Raw genomic sequence first — 16,483 nt, 5'->3', positions numbered from 1 at the left:
AGCATCCCATGACAGAGCCGATCGACCTGGGCGGGGGCTCCCCCGTGCCGGAGGCCACGCCATTGCCCGATCGACTGCCCACCGCTGGGCAGTCGATCACCGCCTGCCGTGCGCTCGCCGCGCCCGTTACCGTCGACCGTGCCGCGCGCACCGTCGAGGTGGTGTGGTCCACTGGCGCCCGCGCGCGGAACTTCGTGCCGCCGCTCGGTCCCATCATCGAGGAGCTCGACATGCGGCCGGAGGCGGTACGCATGGATGCGCTCCGGTCCGGCCGGGCACCCGTGCTGGACACGCACCGCCGCGCCGGGACGCGGGATGTGCTGGGCCGCGTCATCGCCGCCCGCCTCGAGGCCGGCCGCGGCTACGCCACGCTCCAGTTCAGCGGCGCCGATGACGTGGAGCCGGTCTGGCAGCGCGTGGCCGACGGCACGCTGCAGTCCGTCAGCGTCGGCTATCGCGTTCATCGCTACGAGCCCCGGCCCGACGCCGCCACCGGCCAGACCATCCACCGTGCCGTGGATTGGGAGCCCTACGAGATCTCGATCGTGCCGGTGCCGGTGGACGGCTTGGCCGTGATCCGTGGCGAGGGGGATCAGGGCACCTCCGCCACCGCGATCGAACCCGCCCTGACCGAGGAACACCCCATGCCCGAGACGACGCCGGCTTCGCCGGATCCCGCGCCGGCGCCGCCCGCGCCGCCCACCGCCCCGCCCCAGGAGATTCCCGTGACCACCGCACCCGCCACCCCGCCCGCCGCTCCGCCCGAGCCGACCCGCGCCATGCCGCCCACGCCCGACCTGGACTCCATCCGCGCCGAGGCGGACCGCGCCGCCGTCGAGCGCATCGCCGCCTATGAGCCGGTGCTGGCCGGCGCCCGCGGCCTGGTGACCCCCGACATGCTCGACGCCATGCGCGAGGCCGCCATCCGCGACCGCATCTCGCCCGAGGTCCTGCGCGGCCGCCTGTGGGACGCCTTCGCCAGCCAGGGCCCGCGCCCGAGCCTGCCGGCGCGCCCCGAGACCGGCCCCGGCCAGGACGATCCGGCCAGCCTGCTCGACGCCATGGCCGAGGCGCTCGCCGCCCGTTCCATGCCCGGCTACCAGGCGCCCAGCACGGGCCCCGGCGCTGGCCGCCACGTCGAGTTCATGGGCTGGCGCCCCTCCGACATGATGGGCGAACTGCTCCGCGCCCGCGGCGAGCGCAACATCCCCCGCAACCCGACCATCCTGGCCGAGCGCGCCTTCCACACCACCAGCGACTTCCCCGCGCTGCTTTCTGCCGCGGCCAACAAGATGCTGCTCGCGGCCTACGGCCCGGCGCAGCCGACCTATCGCACGCTGTTCCTCCGCCGCGACTTCCGGGACTTCAAGCCGCACCGCCACCTGCGCGTCGGCGACTTCCCCAACCTCGTGGCGCTCTCCGAGAACGGCGAGATCCAGGCCGGCACCATGTCGGAAAGCCAGGAGCTGGTCTTCCTGCAGACCTTCGCGCGCCGCATCCGTGTGACGCGGCAGATGCTGGTCAACGACGACCTTGGCGCCTTCACCGACTTCGCCTCCATGATCGGCCGGCGCGTGGCCGATTTCGAGAACGCGACGGCCTATGCGCTGGTGAACAGCGCCAACGGCGATGGCCCGACGCTCATCACCGGCAATGCCGCGGTCTTCGGCACCGCTGCGGCCCGCGCCAACAAGGCGGGCGCCGGCACGCTGCTCGACCTGCCGAACCTGGCGCTCGGCCGTGCCGCGGTGATGCGGCAGCGGACGCTCGATGGTCTGCCCATAGCGGTCGGCGCGCAGATGCGCCTGCTGGTCGGGCCGAACCAGGAACTGGCTGCGCGGCAGCTCACGGTGTCCGTCCAGGCGACGCAGACCAGCAACGCGAACGTCTATGCCGGCTTCGTGCAGCCGCTGGTCGAGCCGCTGATCCCCGCCAACCGCTGGTACCTCTTCTCTGATCCCTTCGCGGCTCCCGTCTACGTCTACGGCTATCTGAACGGCGCCGAGGGGCCCCAGGTCACCACCGGCAACGTCCAAGGCGTGGATGGTGTCGAGGTGTCGGTGATCTTCGACTTCGGCGTCGGCGCCATCGACTGGCGCGGCGCCTGGTTCAATCCGGGTACCTGATCCCGGCTCCTCCCTTCCATCGTGAACCCATGCAGAGGGCGCCCCACCGGGCGCCTTCTGCGTTTCTGGAGACCTCATCCCCATGCGCAACTACGTGCAGCCCGGCGACAGCCTGGCGCTCGCCGTCCCCTATGCGGGCGGCGTCACCTCCGGCCAGGGCGTCCTGGTCGGCGCGCTCTTCGGTGTGGCCGCGGTCGATGGCGCGCAGAACGCCGTCATCGAGGCCGCAACTCAGGGCGTGTTCGACATCACGAAGGAGCCGGCGCTCGCCATCACCGCCGGCGCCCGCGTCTTCTGGGACAACACCAACCGGCGCATCACGACCACCGCCACCGGCAACTTCCAGGTCGGCATCGCCAGCTTGGCGGCGCTCGCCGCGGACACCACCGTCCGGGTCTGGCTCAACCGCGTGCCGGCGATCGGCACGTGAGCATCGATCCGAAGGCCACGCGGGGCTATCGCAACCGCAATCCGGGCAACATCGAGCACGTCCCCGCCAACAAGTGGCAGGGGCTGGCCGATCCGCCCTCCGATGGCCGCTTCTGCCGCTTCACCAGCCATGAGCTCGGCATCCGCGCGTTGGCGGCGCTGCTGGTCACCTATCAGGACCGGCACAAGCTGCGGACGCCACGCGCGATCATCGAACGTTGGGCGCCCAAGGTGGAGAACGACACCGCGGCTTATGTCGCGGTGGTGGCGCGGCGGATCGGCGTCGGGCCGGATGAAGCGATCGACCTGCATCGGCACGATCACCTCCGCCCGCTGGTCGAGGCCATCATTCACCATGAGTGCGCCGGCCTGTCCTATCCGGCCGCGGTGATCGATCGCGCGCTGACGCTCGCGGGTGTCCCTCCGGCGCAGCCCGCGACCCTGCGCGAGGTGGCCGCCATCACCGGCACCGGGCGTGGTGCGGTCCTCGTGGGCGCGGCGGGCATCGCCACCGCGGTGGCGCAGGCGGCACCAGCCATCCAGGCGCTGGGCACGCTGGCGCCGGCCGTCGCCATCGCGGTCATCGTGGCAGCGGTGGTCGGCGTGCTCGCCTGGCGGCTGCGGCGGCCGGCATGAGCGCCTTCGCCGCGGCGATGGACGCGCTGGCCGCGGATCCGAACATCGGCGCGGATGCGACCTATCGCGAGGGCGGGACCGGTGCGCCGGTCCTGCTCCGCGTGGTCCGCTCGGCGCCGGACCGGCTGGGAGATGCCTTCGGCACCAGCGTTACCCAGGCCAGCGATGTGCTGACCGTGGCCATCGCCGTGCTGGCAGCGGTGGACGCCGACGACACCTTCACCCTCGGCGCCTACACCCTGACCGTCCAGCACGCCGAGCGCGACGCCGCCGGCATCGCCTGGCGGGTCTTCTGCCGCAGATAGGAGCACCGCCATGATCGATCCGGAGCGCATCGGCGGCATCGTCGGCGAGGCGCTGCTCGCTGGCGCCCTGGGTGCGCTCGGGGCGATGGCGCGCTTCTCCTCTACCGACCGGCCACTGCTGACCCGCGCCTATCTGCTGCATGCGTTGGCCGGCGGCAGCCTGGGCACCGGCGCCTGGCTGATCGCCCATGCCTTCGAGCTCGATGGCTGGTGGCTCTTCGCCGTCGCGTGGCTGGCCGGCACGCTCGGCTATGCCGCCCTGCATGACCTGCTGCTGCGCATCCTGAGCCGCAAATTCGGTGGGCGCTGATCCATGCGGCTCGGTGCCGCCATCGCCGGCGACCTCCGCAAGGTGCTGGCCGATGAGGTGAAGGCGGGTGAGCGCGCGGCCATGACGGCCATCCGCGCCGAGACCGATCAGGTGAAGGCCGAGCTGCGGCGGCAGGTCACCACCGCCTTCTCGGGGAACGCGCGCGGCATCGCCAATGCCTGGCGTTCGATGATCTTCCCGCGGAGCGGCCAGTCGCTGCGGCCCGCGGGGCTGGTCTTCACCAAGGTGCCGAACGTCATCGACGCCTTCGAGCGTGGCGCGCTGATCCGCGCCAAGGGCGGCGGGGAGTTCCTGGCGATCCCGACCGGCTTCAACGCGGCGCGTGGGCGCCGGGGACGTGGCGAGAAAGGCATGCGGGTGACGCCAGCGCAGATGGTCGCCTCCGGCCAAGCCTTCCTCCGGCCCTTCAAGTCGGGCCGAGGATTCGTCTGGTGCCTGCCGCTGCGCCAGGGCGAGCAGACCGGGCGGCGGCGCCGGACCCGTCTCGTGGCGGGCGGCGTCACCGAGGTCGGCACCGCCAATCGCAAAGGCCGCGAGGCCTGGGCGCGCGGCCTGCTGGAGCAGGGGATGGTGCCGATGTTCCTGCTGCTGCCTCAGGTGAGGCTCGCCAAGCGCCTCGATGTGCGCGGCGCCGCGGAGCGCGGGCTGCGCCGCCTGCCCGGCCGCTTCGTGGCGGCTTGGGAACGCGAGAGCGGGAGGTCATCGTGAGCAGGCGCGAGATCGCCATCGCCGCACTGCACAGCCGGCTGGTCACGTCGCTGGCGGCACGGAACCCAGCACCGATCGTGCTGCGCGGCGAGACCATCCCGCAGCGCATCCCCGCCGGCGGGCTGGTGGTCGTGCGCGATGGCGAGGCGGTGGAGGAGACGCCGATCCTCTCCCCGCTGGCCTGGCAGATCGAGCATCGCGCCGAGGTCGAGATCACCGTGGCCGGCGCCACACCCGCTGCGCGCAACGCCTTGCTCGACGCGCTGCTGATCGATGTCGCCGCAGCGATCACCGCCAGCCGCACCCTCGCTGGCGCTGTGGAATGGTCTCAGCCCGGCGGCGCGTCCTTCGAAGATGTCGAGTTCGAAGGCGCGGCCGCGGCCCGCGCTGCCGCCGTCCCCATCACCCTCTGGTTCACCGTCGCCGGCTCGCCGCTGGCCTGATCCCCCTCCAGGAGAAAGCCCATGCCCCGTGCCATCGGCGCGAATTGCCGCCTGCTCATGCTGCCCGAGACCACCTACGGCACCGCACCTGGCAGCAACTGGCGGCGGATGCCCTTCCTGTCCTGCGACCTCGGTGCCGAGCAGCCGCTGTTGGACGCTGACGTCATCGGCGTGGGCAACAACCGGGATCCCGCAGCGCCGTTCCTCGACACGGTGACCGTCGCCGGCCAGGCGGTGGTACCAGTGGACCTGATCAATATCGGGCACTGGCTGCGACTGCTGCTCGGCGCGCCCACCACCACGGGCACGACCAACTTCATCCACACCTTCGGATCGGGTGCCGCCTCGCTACCGAGCAATGCGATGGAGATCGGCTATCCCGATGTGCCGTCCTTCGACGTGTGCACCGGCGTCCGTGCCGACACGCTGGAGATGGACTTCACGCCGACCGGTGCTGCGACGGCGACTTTCGGGCTGCTGGGCCAGGGCTCGGTGCGCACCGGTGCCACCTCAGGCGGCACGCCGACCAGCGCCGCCTACACCGCGTTCAACAAGGCGCAGGGTTCCATCACCCGCAGCGGTTCGGCGCTGGCGCAGGTCACCGGGGCGCGGCTCACTTACGCCAACGGGATGGAGGCGGTGCGCACCATTCGCGCCGACCGTCGCGTCGAGGGTGTGGATCCCGGAATCGCGCGCTGCACCGGCCAGATCACCGTGCGCTTCGAGAACACCACGCTGCTGGCCCAGGCGCAGGCCGGCACCTCGGCGGAGTTCGCGCTGGCCTTCACCATCGACGCCAACCGCAGCCTGACCATCACGCTGCACGAGGTCTATCTCGCGCTGGCCAAGACGCCGATCGAGGGGCCGGCCGGAGTGGAGGCCAGCTTCGATTTCCGCGCCGCGTTCAACGCGACGGCGACGCGGATGATGACGGCAGTGCTGCGGAACCAGCAGGCGGGAACGGAGTATGCGTGAGAGCCGACAATCGGGCCCGGTAACTGTCTGATGCGGAAATCCGACCTGTGCGGCTTCAATCCGCAATGATCGATACCCGAATACTAAGGGGGGCATCTTTTCCGATTGCGATCCAGAGTTTCCAATATCAAGGCTTTCGAACAGTATAGCCGAAAGGAACCTGTAATTCGCCCTTCACGGCAGACGCTGGCGTGTAAGTAAGCTTGAGAGAACGCATCGGCACAACAAGTTCCTGTGATAATTGTTCTTTAAGGTCAGCCGCACTTTTCCGTCCATAAACTTTTTGCTCCTCACCCCCTACTGTCCATTCTTCGTCCTCGGCCCGAAATACATTTATCCCATCGACGTAAATTGCATCAACTCGGTAAGCATCCTTTACTTTTGTGGTTCCAACGGTCACTGCCAATTCATGATCGCGCCCCGGTAAAGCATAAAATTCTCCGTCGGAGGCGATAAGCGCCTCAGCGATAAATTCAAAACTTTCTTTTAAGGAGGCGTATTTCTGTAGATCAAATAATTCGTTAAAGAGATTTGATTTAATTTTTGATCGTAGTTTTGCTTTTGGGTCAAAAAATATCTCGAACAGCATTCCGTCGAGGAGCGCCTTGCGCTTCTCATCCGGGTAGCCAGATGTCTCGTCCATGAAAGAGAGTACAAAAATCCTAGCTGAGTTCGAGCCGCCGCATGCTGCTTGGTAAATATTTCGTCCAAGAACGAAAAGATTACTGTCAGTCATCTTCTTGACCGACGCAGCGGTAAGCTGGCTAAGCACGGCATTCTGGGTATACCAGTTGTGACTCTTTAGACCCTTAATGATTTTGTGGGATGGCTTTGTCTCGTCCACCACAAACAGTTCATCAGCGATTGCGATTTCAGGATAAGATTTTATTATTTTTCCAAGGCTAATATTAAAGAAAAAATTTCCTGATAGAGAGGTGTGTTCCCACGAAGTTTGTTTGCCTCGTGTCTCGGCTGCGACTGTGTTTCGCACCCTCTTAAACATCGTTTCAATTGTCAGATCCGGTTCGTCAATATGCTGGAGTAGCGCCTCAGTATAGGTGCCGTTACGTCCCTTGCCGTCGGAAGCCAGCTCACCGGGAGAGGTGGCAAAGCCGATGATCGTACCCTTAGGCGCATAGACCGACGCTAAGCCGCGGATTGAGGCCGCTCGACTCCACGCACGCTCCCAAGGGTTATCGCGGCAGGCATCTAGGATAATGATTTTCGTCGAAGCGTTGGACTTCTCCATCACGTCGATAACTTTATCGAGCGATAAAGAACTATGCTTCGCGTCTGTTTCATCAGATATATCAGTATCGATCGCCAGCAGATAATTGCGGCCATCTATCTGCATCCCATGGCCTGCAAAAAAGAAAAGACCTACATCATTTGCCTCTAGTAATTTTTTGAATTCTTTAAGTTTTTTATCCATTTCTTTATTTGTCGCGTCGGTTGCGACGATTACATGAAAGCCATAGGATGACAGCTTAGCCGATACATCAGCGGCGTCGTTGGCAGGGTTCTTTAAAATGCCGCCATTCACGTAATTGGCGTTGCCGAAAACCAACGCCGCCATATTGCGCTTCACGTCGAATATTCTCCGATGGGCCTTCATCGTCTGGGTAGCGGAACGGTATGCGAAAGGGAATGCCGCCCTCTAGCAGCGCTGCGGTGCTGCCGGCACGCCAACCCTTTCCCACGCTATCATGCTGCTTGGCTTGACTTACCTGCCGCTGGCGGCCGCGTCCGAGCTGCCGTCGAGTAGCCAAGAAGCTGCAACAACGCTCTGGGCAGAGTCGCCCGCCTCGAGGAATTCGGCTTTCGCGCCCCCCCCCGCACCCGGGGCTGAGCGTCGTCCTGCATGCACCTGATCGGCTGGCAGATCCACATCCTCCCAATTCCTCAACGGAGAACTACATGCTCACCCTCGACCTCCCGGTCGAGCCGTACTGGCTCGACCTGCCGCGCGGCGTCCGCGTGGAAATCCGTCCCGTCACCACCGCTGTCATGGCCGCGGCGCAGGCCGGCTCCGCCCGTCGCCTTGGGGCACTGCGGGCCGCGGAGGCCGACCTGGACCCCGACATGGCCCGTGGCCTGGCCTTCGCGTTCCTGGTCAAGGCGCTGGCCCGCCACGCCGTCACCGCCTGGGAGGGCGTCGGCGACGCCGCCGGCAAGCCGCTGCCGCTCTCTCCCGAGGCCGTCGAGCGCCTCATGGACATGGACGAGATGGCCGCCGCCTTCTGGGACCGCGCGACCGGCCCTGTCGTTGCCGTAGCCCTGGAGGGAAACGGCTAAGGGCTCGGGCCGAATGGCACTTCGGCCAGGGCCCTGATTACTGCCGCGGCTGCGCGGCTCTTGATCGCGACTGCGGCCTGGCCTGCCCCTACGCTGCTCACGCCCCGGTCAGCGTCGAGGGTGCCACGGTCTGGGCCGCCGGCACCACCTGCGCCGCGGCGACGATGACCGGCCTCGACCTCGACATGCCGGCCGCGCTCGCCACCGCCCGCGAGATGGGCGCCTCCGGCTGGCCCGCCGCCGAGTTGCTCCTAGCCATGCGCATGGGCCTCGCCGCCGGCAGCGCCGCGCGCCGCACCGATCCCCCCGGACCCTGACCATCCCACCGACGCAGGAGGCGTGACGCATGGCGGATAGCACGCGCCGTGTCTCGGTCCGGCTGTCGCTGGACGACGCCGCCCGGGTCAAGCAGGAACTCCGGGAGGTCGGCGAGACCGGCCAGCGGTCGCTGGAGCGGATCCAGGGCGGCGCTGATCGCGCATCCCGCGCGCTCGACCTGCTCGACGTCGCCGTGCGCGGCGTGCAGATCGCCGGCCTCGCCGCCGGGCTGCGTGCCGTGGTGGTGGCTGGCGATGCGCTCACCCAATCCATGGGCCGGCTGAACACCGCGCTGGGTTCCGTGGAACGCGCCGGCGAGATCTACGACCGGCTGTACCGGGACAGCCTGCAGACCGGCGTCGCCGTGCGCGAGAGCGTCGACGCCTTCGCCCGCTTCTCGATCGCCGCGCGCGAGATCGGCGCCACCTCCGACCAGGTCGCGACCCTGGTCGGCGGCCTGCAGCGCATTGCCATCGCCTCCGGTGCCTCGCAGCAGGAAATCGCCTCCAGCACCCAGCAGCTCGCGCAGGCGCTGGCCTCGGGCACGCTGCAGGGCGACGAACTGCGCTCGATCCTGGAAGGCCTGCCCACGCTCGCCCAGGCGCTGGCGCGCGAGCTCGGTGTCTCCATCGGCGAGCTGCGCAAGCTCGGCTCCGAGGGCAAGCTCACCGCCGACACGGTCTTTCCGGCGCTGCTGCGCGCCGTCGAGCGGCTGAATGGCGAGTTCGAGCGGGCGCCCCTCTCCGTCGGCCGCGCCTTCGGGCAGCTGACGGCCGCGGCCGACCAGTTCCTCGCCCGGCTCGACCAGGCGATCGGCCTGTCCAACGCCCTGGCGCGTGCGCTGTCCGGTGCCGCCCGTGTGCTGGACGGTGTCCGCCGCGGCTCCGGCCTGCTGCTGCCCAGCGAGCAGGAGGCCGACCGCCGCGCCCAGGCCGAGGCGCTCCGCACGCAGATCGCCCGCCTCGAGGCGGAGAATGACGGCCGCGACAGCCTGCGCTCGCAGCCGCGCCGCGGCAGCATCCGGGGCGGGCTGGTCGGCGCCGCGCAGCAGCAGGCGGGCGTGGACCGCGCCGCACGCCTCGAGGAACTGCGCCGGCAGTACCAGGAACTCACGGAGGAGATCACCCGCGGCGAGCAGGCCGCCGGCGAGCGCCAGCGCACCGAGCAGGAGGCGGCAGCCGGCCAGGCCGCCGAGGCGCGTCGTCGCCGGACCGCCGCGGATGCCGAGGAACTGCGCAAGGCGCTCGACGACCGCTTCCGGATCAACAGCGAATACGACGACCGTGTCCGTCGCCTGCGCGAGGCCGAGGCCGCGGGCGGCATCACCGCCGCCGATCGCACACGCATCGAGACGCTGGCGCTGCGCGAGCGTGACGAGGCGCTGCGCCGCATCGAGGGCACCACGCGCCGCGTCGCGTCCATCCCGCGCCCGGACCGTGAGGCCGAGCGCGAGATCAACGACATCATCCGCGAGCGCGAGCGGCTGATCCAGAACAACGAGAACGCCCAGGAGCGCTACGCGCGGCGCCTGGAGACCCTCGGCCGGCTGGTGGAGCGCTCCGAGCGCATCGGCCAGCCCATCCCGGACGAGACCGTCTCGCGCGAGGCCAATGCCGCGCTGGAGGAGCTGGAGCGCAGCCAGCAGCGCGTCCAGCAGGCCACCGAGCGCACCAGCAACACGGCACGCGAACTCGGTCTGACCTTTTCCTCCGCCTTCGAGGACGCGATCATCAAGGGCGAGAGTTTTTCGAGGGTGCTGCAGGGCATCCTGCAGGACATCGCCCGCATCGTGGTCCGCCGCACCATCACCGAGCCGCTCGGCACGGCGGTCACCTCCAGCCTGGCCGGCTTTGACTTCGGCTCGATCTTCTCGGGGATCGGCTCGGCGCTGGGCGGGCTGTTCCGCGCCGAGGGCGGGCCGGTGGCGGGAGGCCAGCCCTACATCGTGGGCGAGCGCGGACCCGAATGGTTCGTGCCCAACCGCAGCGGCACGGTCCTGCCCAACGGCATGGCGCCCGGCGGGCCGGTGATCAACCAGAGCATCACCATCGATGCCCGTGGCGCGGATGCCGGTGTCGAGGCGCGGCTGCGGGTGCTCTCGGCACAGATCGTGCGCCAGGCCAGTGCGGCGACGCTCGACGCCATCCGCCGCGGCGGCAGCGCCACCTCCATCGTGCGGGGATAGGGCCATGACGGAATACCCTTGGCCGGCCGTGCTGCGCCCGTCGCGGCTGAGCTTCTACCTGCAGCACAACACCCTGCGCTTTGTCTCCCCCGTCACCCGCGCCACGCAGGTGCTCCGGCGCGAAGGCGCACGCTGGGTGGCCGAGGCGAGCTTCGAGCCGCTGGGCCGCGTGCAGGCGGGCGTGATGGACGGGCTGCTGGCGGCTCTCGCCGGTTCCGCCAACACGGTGCGCATCTGGGACTGGCGGCGGGAGTACCGCACCGGCGATCCGCGCAGCCAGGGCGACGTGCCGATCGGGCCCTACAGCTTCTCGGACGCCACCATCTTCACCGACGGCACCGGGCTGGTGGTGGGATCCGGCAATCCCTCGCTGGCGGCCGGGGCGCCACGCGGCGCGCTGTCCATTGTCACGCAGGGCTGGTGGCCGAGCACGGTGGCCGTCGGCGCCGGCGACTACATCGGGCTGGGTGGGCGGCTCTACATCGCCACCGCTGCGGTCGCGGCCTCCGGCGCCGGGACCGCCACCATCGCCATTGCGCCGCCGCTGCGCGCCGCGGTGGTGGTCGGTGAGCCGCTCATCCTCTCGCTGCCGAGCGTGCCGATGCGGCTGGTCTCCGATGACGAGGCGGCGAACCCGACGCGGCCGGGGCCCTTCGCCGCGGTCACCATCCGCATGGAGGAAGCCCTCTGATGTCCGGCACCCCCCGCCTCAGCAACCAGGCCGCCTCCGCTGCCACGGCGCCGATCGCCACGCCGGTGGTGCTGGTCGAGCTCGACTTCGCCACCGGCCCCTTTCGCGTCTGGACAGGGCTCGGTCCGCTGGACTGGGCGGGTAAGGTCTTTGAAGGCGCCGGCAGCATCGGTGCCATCTCCGATGTCGAGGAGACGGTAGAGCTGCGCGCCGTGCGGCTCACCCTCGCGCTGTCGCCGGTGCCGCAGGAGGTGGTGGACATCGCGCTGGCCGAGCGCAGCTATCGGCTTCGGCCGGTCACGCTGTGGGGCGCGCTGCTCGATGCGCAGGGCGCCTTCGTGGCGGACCCGTTCCCGCTGTGGGCGGGGCTGATGGACACGATGGAGGTGACGGACGGCGCGGAGTCTTCCGTGGCGCTGGCCTGCGAGAGCCGGCTGGTCGACCTCGAGCGGGCCGAGGTGCGCCGCTACACCGACGCCGACCAGCAGGCCGAGTATCCCGGCGATCGGTTCTTCGAGTTCGTCCCCGCCCTGCAGGAGGCGGAGATCCGGCTGCCGATCCAGTGACCCGGCTGCCGGACTGGCCGGAACGGCTCGCGGCGCTGATCACCGCCGCGGAGCATCGGCCCTTCGACGCAACAGGCTGGAACTGCGGGCACTTTGCCATAGCTGCGGTGGTGGCCTGCACGGGCCGGCGGCCATCCTGGCAGCACCGATCCTCCCTGGCGGAGATGGCCGACACCGCCGGCTACCCCCGCGTGCCGGTGCCCTTCGCCCGTGCGGGCGACGTGGTGCTGGCCGCCGACCCGGATCGCCTGGGCGTCGTGCTCGATGCCGGCCGCGCTGCGTTCGTCGGTCCTGCGGGCCTGGTCCGCCTCCCCATCACCGCCTGCACCATCGCCTGGAGGGTTGGCTGATGCCCGTCGCCATCCCCTTCATCGCCGCCGCCGCAGGTGCCGCGGCCTCCGCCGTCATCGGCGGCGGCGTCCTGGGCGCCGTCGCGGCCGCCGGCGCCGCCCTGGTGGTCTCGGCCGTGGGTGCCGCGGTCTTCCGCCCCAAATCGCCCTCCGCCGCCCGCAGCGCCAACGTCACGCCAGGGACCGACACCGGTCCCGGATCCGGCTTCGATCCCCGCACGCCCGGCGCCGGCCGCACCCAGTCCTTCCGCCAGCCCATCACCGAGCACCAGATCGTCTTCGGCCGCTGCCGCACCTCGGGCCCGGTCGTGTTCCTGCACTCGGCCACCGACGATGAGGGTCGCGCCGATGGCTTCCTCCATGTCGTCGTGGTCCTGGCCGCGCATCGAGTCCGCGCCATCGGCGAGGTGTTTCTGAACGGCACCGCCTCCACCGACGCGAAGTTCGTCGGCCTGCTGCGCATCGACCGCGCCCTCGGCGATCCGAGCCAGGCCGCCAATGCCAATCTCATCGCCGATACCGGCAGCCAATGGACCGCGGCCCATCGCGGCCAGGGGCGGGCCTATCTCGCCGTGCGGCTCAAGCTGCGGCCCGAGGCCTTCCCCTCCGGCGCGCCCAGCCTGTCGGCCATCGTCGAGGGGGCGGACACCATCATCGATCCGCGCACTGGCGCCACCGGCTGGTCGGACAATCCGGCGCTGTGCCTGGCTTGGTACCTGACCTCGCCCTTCGGGTGGCGCGCGGCCTGGGCGGATATCGACCTGCCGGCGCTCATGGCCGCGGCCAACATCTGCGACGAGATCATGGGCCGGCGAGATGGCACCGCCGAGCGGCGCTACACGGTCAACGGCGCCGTCACCCTGGGCGAGGGCAAGATCGCCATCACCCGCAAGCTGGTCGCCGCCATGGCTGGCGCGCTGGTCGTGTCGGGCGGTCGCTTCTACATCCATGCGGGTGCGCCGGCGCTGCCGGCGGCGACACTCACCTCCGACGACCTGCGTGGCGACGTCACCATCGTCGGCTCGCGCCCGCGGCGGGATCTCTTCAACGGGGTGCGCGCCGTCTATGTCGAGCCGGCCGCCGCCTGGCAGCCGACCGACGCCCCGCCGCTGCTCGCCAGCAACTACGTCACCGAGGATGGTGGCGAGGCGATCTACCGGGACATGGAATTCCCGCTCACCACCTCGGCGGCGACGGTCCAGCGCCTGATGAAAATCGAGCTGGAGCGCAACCGCCGCCAGCGCGAGGTGGCGATGCAGGCCAACCTCTCGGCGCTGCGCCTACGGCCCTGGGATGGGGTGACGGTGGCGCTGGAGCGGCTGACGCCATTCCCGGCGCGCGTGACGGGCTGGGCGCTGGCGCCGGATGGCGGGGTGAACCTGCAACTCGCGGAGGAGGATCCCGCCGTCTGGGCCTGGAACCCGGCGACGGATGAGCGGGCGACGGGGCAGAACCCCTCGGTAGTGCTGCCGAACCCGGGCGTGATCGCCGCGCCCGCCGCCATCCTGGTGGAGACGCCTCTGGCAGTGACCTTCAGCGCGATCGCGGTCTCCTGGTCGGCGGTGGGCTCGGCCTATCTGGCCGGCTACGAGATCGAGTTCCGCCCAGCCTCCGTCGCTGTCTGGCAGGGCTATGCCGGGGGCTTCGGCGCCACCGCCGTGGCCATCCCCACCGCGGAGCCGACAGCCTTTCGTGTGCGGGCGCAGGCGCGCAGCGGCGCGGTGTCGGGCTGGCGGGAGGCGCTGGTGCCGGCCGCCGCGTCAGGCCTGGCTGCAACGGGCATCGCCGGCGGCGTGCGCCTGTCGGGTGGCTTTCCCGCCGATGCGCTCCGGCTGCAGGTCTTCGAGGCCAGCAGCGCCAGCCTCGCCGCCGCGTCCAAGCTGGTCCCCGAGCCGACCTCGCTGCCCTGGGACCGCACCGGCCTCACCACCGGCCAGACCCGCTGGTACTGGCTGCGCAGCGTCTCGGCCGAGGGGAATATCTCGGCTTTCGCCGGCCCGGTCACCGCCACCGCCCTCTGATCGGAGTACGCCATGCCGGCCCGTATCGACGACCTGCTGGTCCTCAACGCCAACCTCAACAAGACCGACTTCGCCAAGTACCTGCGTGACCGCGAGGCCGTGCTGCCGAATGACTTCGGTGGGCTGGGCGATGGCGTGGCGGATGATCGCACGGCCATTCAGGCCGCCTTCGATCGCGCGGGCGCAGACCAGAAATTCGCGATGATCCCGCCCGGCACCTGGAACGTCTCCGGCACCGTCACCCTGCCGGGCGGCGCGCGCGGCCTGATCATGCAGGGCACCATCCGCTACACGGGCACCGCGCCGACCGCCGTGCTGGTGCTGGGCGATGGCGGCACCATCCGCAATGCGGAGAAGCTCTACACCGGGTTGAACGTCATCCGGCAGACGCAGTCCGACTGGTCCTCCGAGGCCGACATCGGCATCACCGTGCGCAACGTCGATGCGAGCCAGATCGAGCTGCGACGGGTGGAAGGCTTCACCATCGGCATGCGCACCCTCGGCGATGGCCGCGGCGTCGAGGATAGCACCTTCACGCTGGGGCGCATCGTCAACAACCGCATCGGCCTCGACATCTGGTGCGCGACCGCCACCGCCTGGAACACCTCGATCCGGTACTACGGCGGGCACTTCGCCCAGGCGACGGGCGTGAATGCCGCGCAGGACCGCTTCGGCGTGCGCTTCGGCAATGAGCCCGGCGCCTACACCAACCACAACCGCCACGTCTTTGACGCACCGAACTTCGAGCTGCGTCAGGCCGGCAGCAACATCGCCATCCCCTTCCTGAACCAGACCTCGGGCTCCGCCATCATCGCGCGCAACATGCGCATGGAGGCCTGCTCGCCAATGGCGGCGCGGCACACGGCGGGCGCGCAGGACTGCGAGTACGACATCGCCTGGACCAATACCTACCTGGTCGGCATCGACTACACGGCGACGGCCAACCGCTGCGGCAATGCGGTGATCAACCGGCACCGGGCACCGGCGTCGCGCCTCCAGCGATTTCTCGCCGGTGTGCCCAACACTCGCGCGGCGGCGTTTCGCCAATCGGCGACCGAGGTCGGGGTGGAGGGGCTGATCACTATCGCCACCTCCACCACCACCGCGACCTTCATGGCGGATTTCTGCTTCAACGGGCTGACGGACGTCACGCCGACCGACCGCGCCGTGACGCTGGCGGCGAACCGCGGCCTGGGCTGGATGCTCGACAGCTCGCAGGCGAAGGAGTTCGCGCTGGCGCATTGGCTGACGAGCGGCGCCTCGGGCGGGCGGCTTTTCGTGCGGGTGTTCGATGGCGCCGGGAACGTCCGCGAGGACATTGCCGGCGATGTGCTGGCGTCGATTACCACGATGCAGTGGAACGGGCCGGCCAAGGGCTGGAATGCCGGCGCGCCAATGGATGATGCGAACTTCAATCGGCGGCAGACCATCCGCGTTGGCGCGGCCGTCGCCTATGCGCAGGTGGGGGTGATCGGGTTCGACGGGGCGATCGACCTGCAATCGCTGCGGCTCTACGGGCTGCCGGAGGCGGCCCCGGCCGTGCTGAACGGCACGCCGTTGCTGACGGGGGCGCTGTTCGGCTCGGGGCGACGGGAGTTCGCGGCGGAGGTGTCCTGGGACCTGCCGAGCCTGGCGCCGGGGGCGACATCGCTGCTCGACGTCACGGTGAACGGGGCGCGGGCGGGCGACCTGGCGCAAGCATCGCTGGTGTCGTCGACGCGGTTCATCGAACTCGACGCGGCGGTGTGGTCGAACAACACGGTGCGGGTGATGGCGCGTAACATCTCCGGGGCGACGTTCGATCTGGCGGCGGCGACGCTGTCGGTGGGGGTAACGAAGCGGCTTGTGCCGTGACCCGGAACAGGTCGAATGTCCGGGTGCCTCGGGGTCCAAGGTTACAGCCTTGGCGACCTAGGGAGAGGAGGAAAGCTTACCCTTACTCCAAGGCAAGGTATAAGGACGTTCTCGTGGGATATTGGGCGGGCATTGCACTTGTCGCGAACAATGGGCTTTTGCCTTTCCCTCCATCTTGGCTATTTTATCTGCGGTAAAGGGGTACGTCGTGGGCCAGGAGAGGCGACGGAGGGCTGCTAGGCGCCACGTC

General features: G+C 69.3%; 17 protein-coding genes. 16 read left to right on the top strand and 1 reads right to left on the bottom strand.

Annotated elements, in window-relative coordinates:
* Positions 1-8 precede the first annotated feature (8 nt).
* From EJV46_RS15810 to EJV46_RS15775, 8 genes are all read left to right on the top strand, one after another.
* Entirely contained in the window at positions 9-2,126 is a 2,118-nt protein-coding gene (locus EJV46_RS15810) for a prohead protease/major capsid protein fusion protein (RefSeq protein WP_131549654.1), read from the top strand.
* 82 nt (positions 2,127-2,208) lie between these two features.
* The gene (locus EJV46_RS15805; protein WP_131549653.1) at positions 2,209-2,556 is read left to right on the top strand and encodes a DUF2190 family protein; all 348 of its coding nucleotides are present in this window, start codon (positions 2,209-2,211) and stop codon (positions 2,554-2,556) included.
* The gene (locus EJV46_RS15800; protein ID WP_131549652.1) at positions 2,553-3,191 is read left to right on the top strand and encodes a structural protein; all 639 of its coding nucleotides are present in this window, start codon (positions 2,553-2,555) and stop codon (positions 3,189-3,191) included. Before EJV46_RS15805 ends, EJV46_RS15800 begins: the two co-directional genes overlap by 4 nt.
* Positions 3,188-3,496 (top strand): hypothetical protein, encoded by a 309-nt coding sequence (locus EJV46_RS15795; RefSeq protein WP_131549651.1) that lies wholly within the window; start codon positions 3,188-3,190, stop codon positions 3,494-3,496. The genes EJV46_RS15800 and EJV46_RS15795 overlap by 4 nt, the downstream gene beginning before the upstream one ends.
* A gap of 10 nt (positions 3,497-3,506) precedes the next feature.
* Positions 3,507-3,806 (top strand): hypothetical protein, encoded by a 300-nt coding sequence (locus tag EJV46_RS15790; RefSeq protein ID WP_092963389.1) that lies wholly within the window; start codon positions 3,507-3,509, stop codon positions 3,804-3,806.
* Positions 3,807-3,809: 3 nt separating this feature from the next.
* Positions 3,810-4,535 carry a DUF6441 family protein gene (locus EJV46_RS15785; protein ID WP_131549650.1) on the top strand — a complete coding sequence of 242 codons (726 nt, stop codon included), beginning with the start codon at positions 3,810-3,812 and terminating at the stop codon, positions 4,533-4,535.
* Positions 4,532-4,978, top strand: coding sequence for a hypothetical protein (locus EJV46_RS15780; RefSeq protein WP_131549649.1), 447 nt, complete (start codon positions 4,532-4,534; stop codon positions 4,976-4,978). The genes EJV46_RS15785 and EJV46_RS15780 overlap by 4 nt, the downstream gene beginning before the upstream one ends.
* Positions 4,979-4,999: 21 nt before the next feature.
* Positions 5,000-5,953 carry a phage tail tube protein gene (locus EJV46_RS15775; RefSeq protein ID WP_131549648.1) on the top strand — a complete coding sequence of 318 codons (954 nt, stop codon included), beginning with the start codon at positions 5,000-5,002 and terminating at the stop codon, positions 5,951-5,953.
* 127 nt (positions 5,954-6,080) lie between these two features.
* Here the strand turns inward: EJV46_RS15775 and EJV46_RS15770 are convergent, their stop codons facing one another.
* A complete protein-coding gene (locus tag EJV46_RS15770) occupies positions 6,081-7,541 on the bottom strand; it encodes a caspase family protein (RefSeq protein WP_206020835.1) in 1,461 nt (486 codons plus the stop codon).
* Between the two features lie 329 nt (positions 7,542-7,870).
* Here EJV46_RS15770 and EJV46_RS15765 point away from each other — a divergent pair, with 329 nt between their 5' ends.
* The 8 genes from EJV46_RS15765 (at position 7,871) to EJV46_RS15735 (ending at position 16,233) form a co-directional block, all read left to right on the top strand.
* Entirely contained in the window at positions 7,871-8,248 is a 378-nt protein-coding gene (locus EJV46_RS15765) for a hypothetical protein (RefSeq protein WP_131549647.1), read from the top strand.
* A 164-nt stretch (positions 8,249-8,412) separates the two neighbouring features.
* Positions 8,413-8,565 carry a hypothetical protein gene (locus EJV46_RS22890; protein WP_165585576.1) on the top strand — a complete coding sequence of 51 codons (153 nt, stop codon included), beginning with the start codon at positions 8,413-8,415 and terminating at the stop codon, positions 8,563-8,565.
* 29 nt (positions 8,566-8,594) lie between these two features.
* On the top strand, positions 8,595-10,751 hold the full coding sequence (locus tag EJV46_RS15760) for a tape measure protein (protein ID WP_131549646.1): 2,157 nt from the start codon (positions 8,595-8,597) through the stop codon (positions 10,749-10,751).
* A 4-nt stretch (positions 10,752-10,755) separates the two neighbouring features.
* Positions 10,756-11,442, top strand: coding sequence for a hypothetical protein (locus tag EJV46_RS15755; RefSeq protein WP_131549645.1), 687 nt, complete (start codon positions 10,756-10,758; stop codon positions 11,440-11,442).
* Positions 11,442-12,008 (top strand): hypothetical protein, encoded by a 567-nt coding sequence (locus EJV46_RS15750; protein ID WP_131549644.1) that lies wholly within the window; start codon positions 11,442-11,444, stop codon positions 12,006-12,008. Before EJV46_RS15755 ends, EJV46_RS15750 begins: the two co-directional genes overlap by 1 nt.
* Positions 12,005-12,358 carry a DUF6950 family protein gene (locus tag EJV46_RS15745; protein WP_131549643.1) on the top strand — a complete coding sequence of 118 codons (354 nt, stop codon included), beginning with the start codon at positions 12,005-12,007 and terminating at the stop codon, positions 12,356-12,358. The genes EJV46_RS15750 and EJV46_RS15745 overlap by 4 nt, the downstream gene beginning before the upstream one ends.
* Positions 12,358-14,379, top strand: coding sequence for a phage tail protein (locus tag EJV46_RS15740; RefSeq protein WP_131549642.1), 2,022 nt, complete (start codon positions 12,358-12,360; stop codon positions 14,377-14,379). The genes EJV46_RS15745 and EJV46_RS15740 overlap by 1 nt, the downstream gene beginning before the upstream one ends.
* A 12-nt stretch (positions 14,380-14,391) precedes the next feature.
* The gene (locus EJV46_RS15735) at positions 14,392-16,233 is read left to right on the top strand and encodes a hypothetical protein (protein WP_131549641.1); all 1,842 of its coding nucleotides are present in this window, start codon (positions 14,392-14,394) and stop codon (positions 16,231-16,233) included.
* Positions 16,234-16,483 lie beyond the last annotated feature (250 nt).

The sequence above is a fragment of the Roseococcus sp. SYP-B2431 genome, from assembly GCF_004336745.1.
Classification (GTDB): Bacteria; Pseudomonadota; Alphaproteobacteria; order Acetobacterales; family Acetobacteraceae; genus Roseococcus.
The sequence above is the reverse complement of the archived record's forward strand: the minus strand, read 5'-3'. Positions and strand labels throughout refer to the sequence as shown.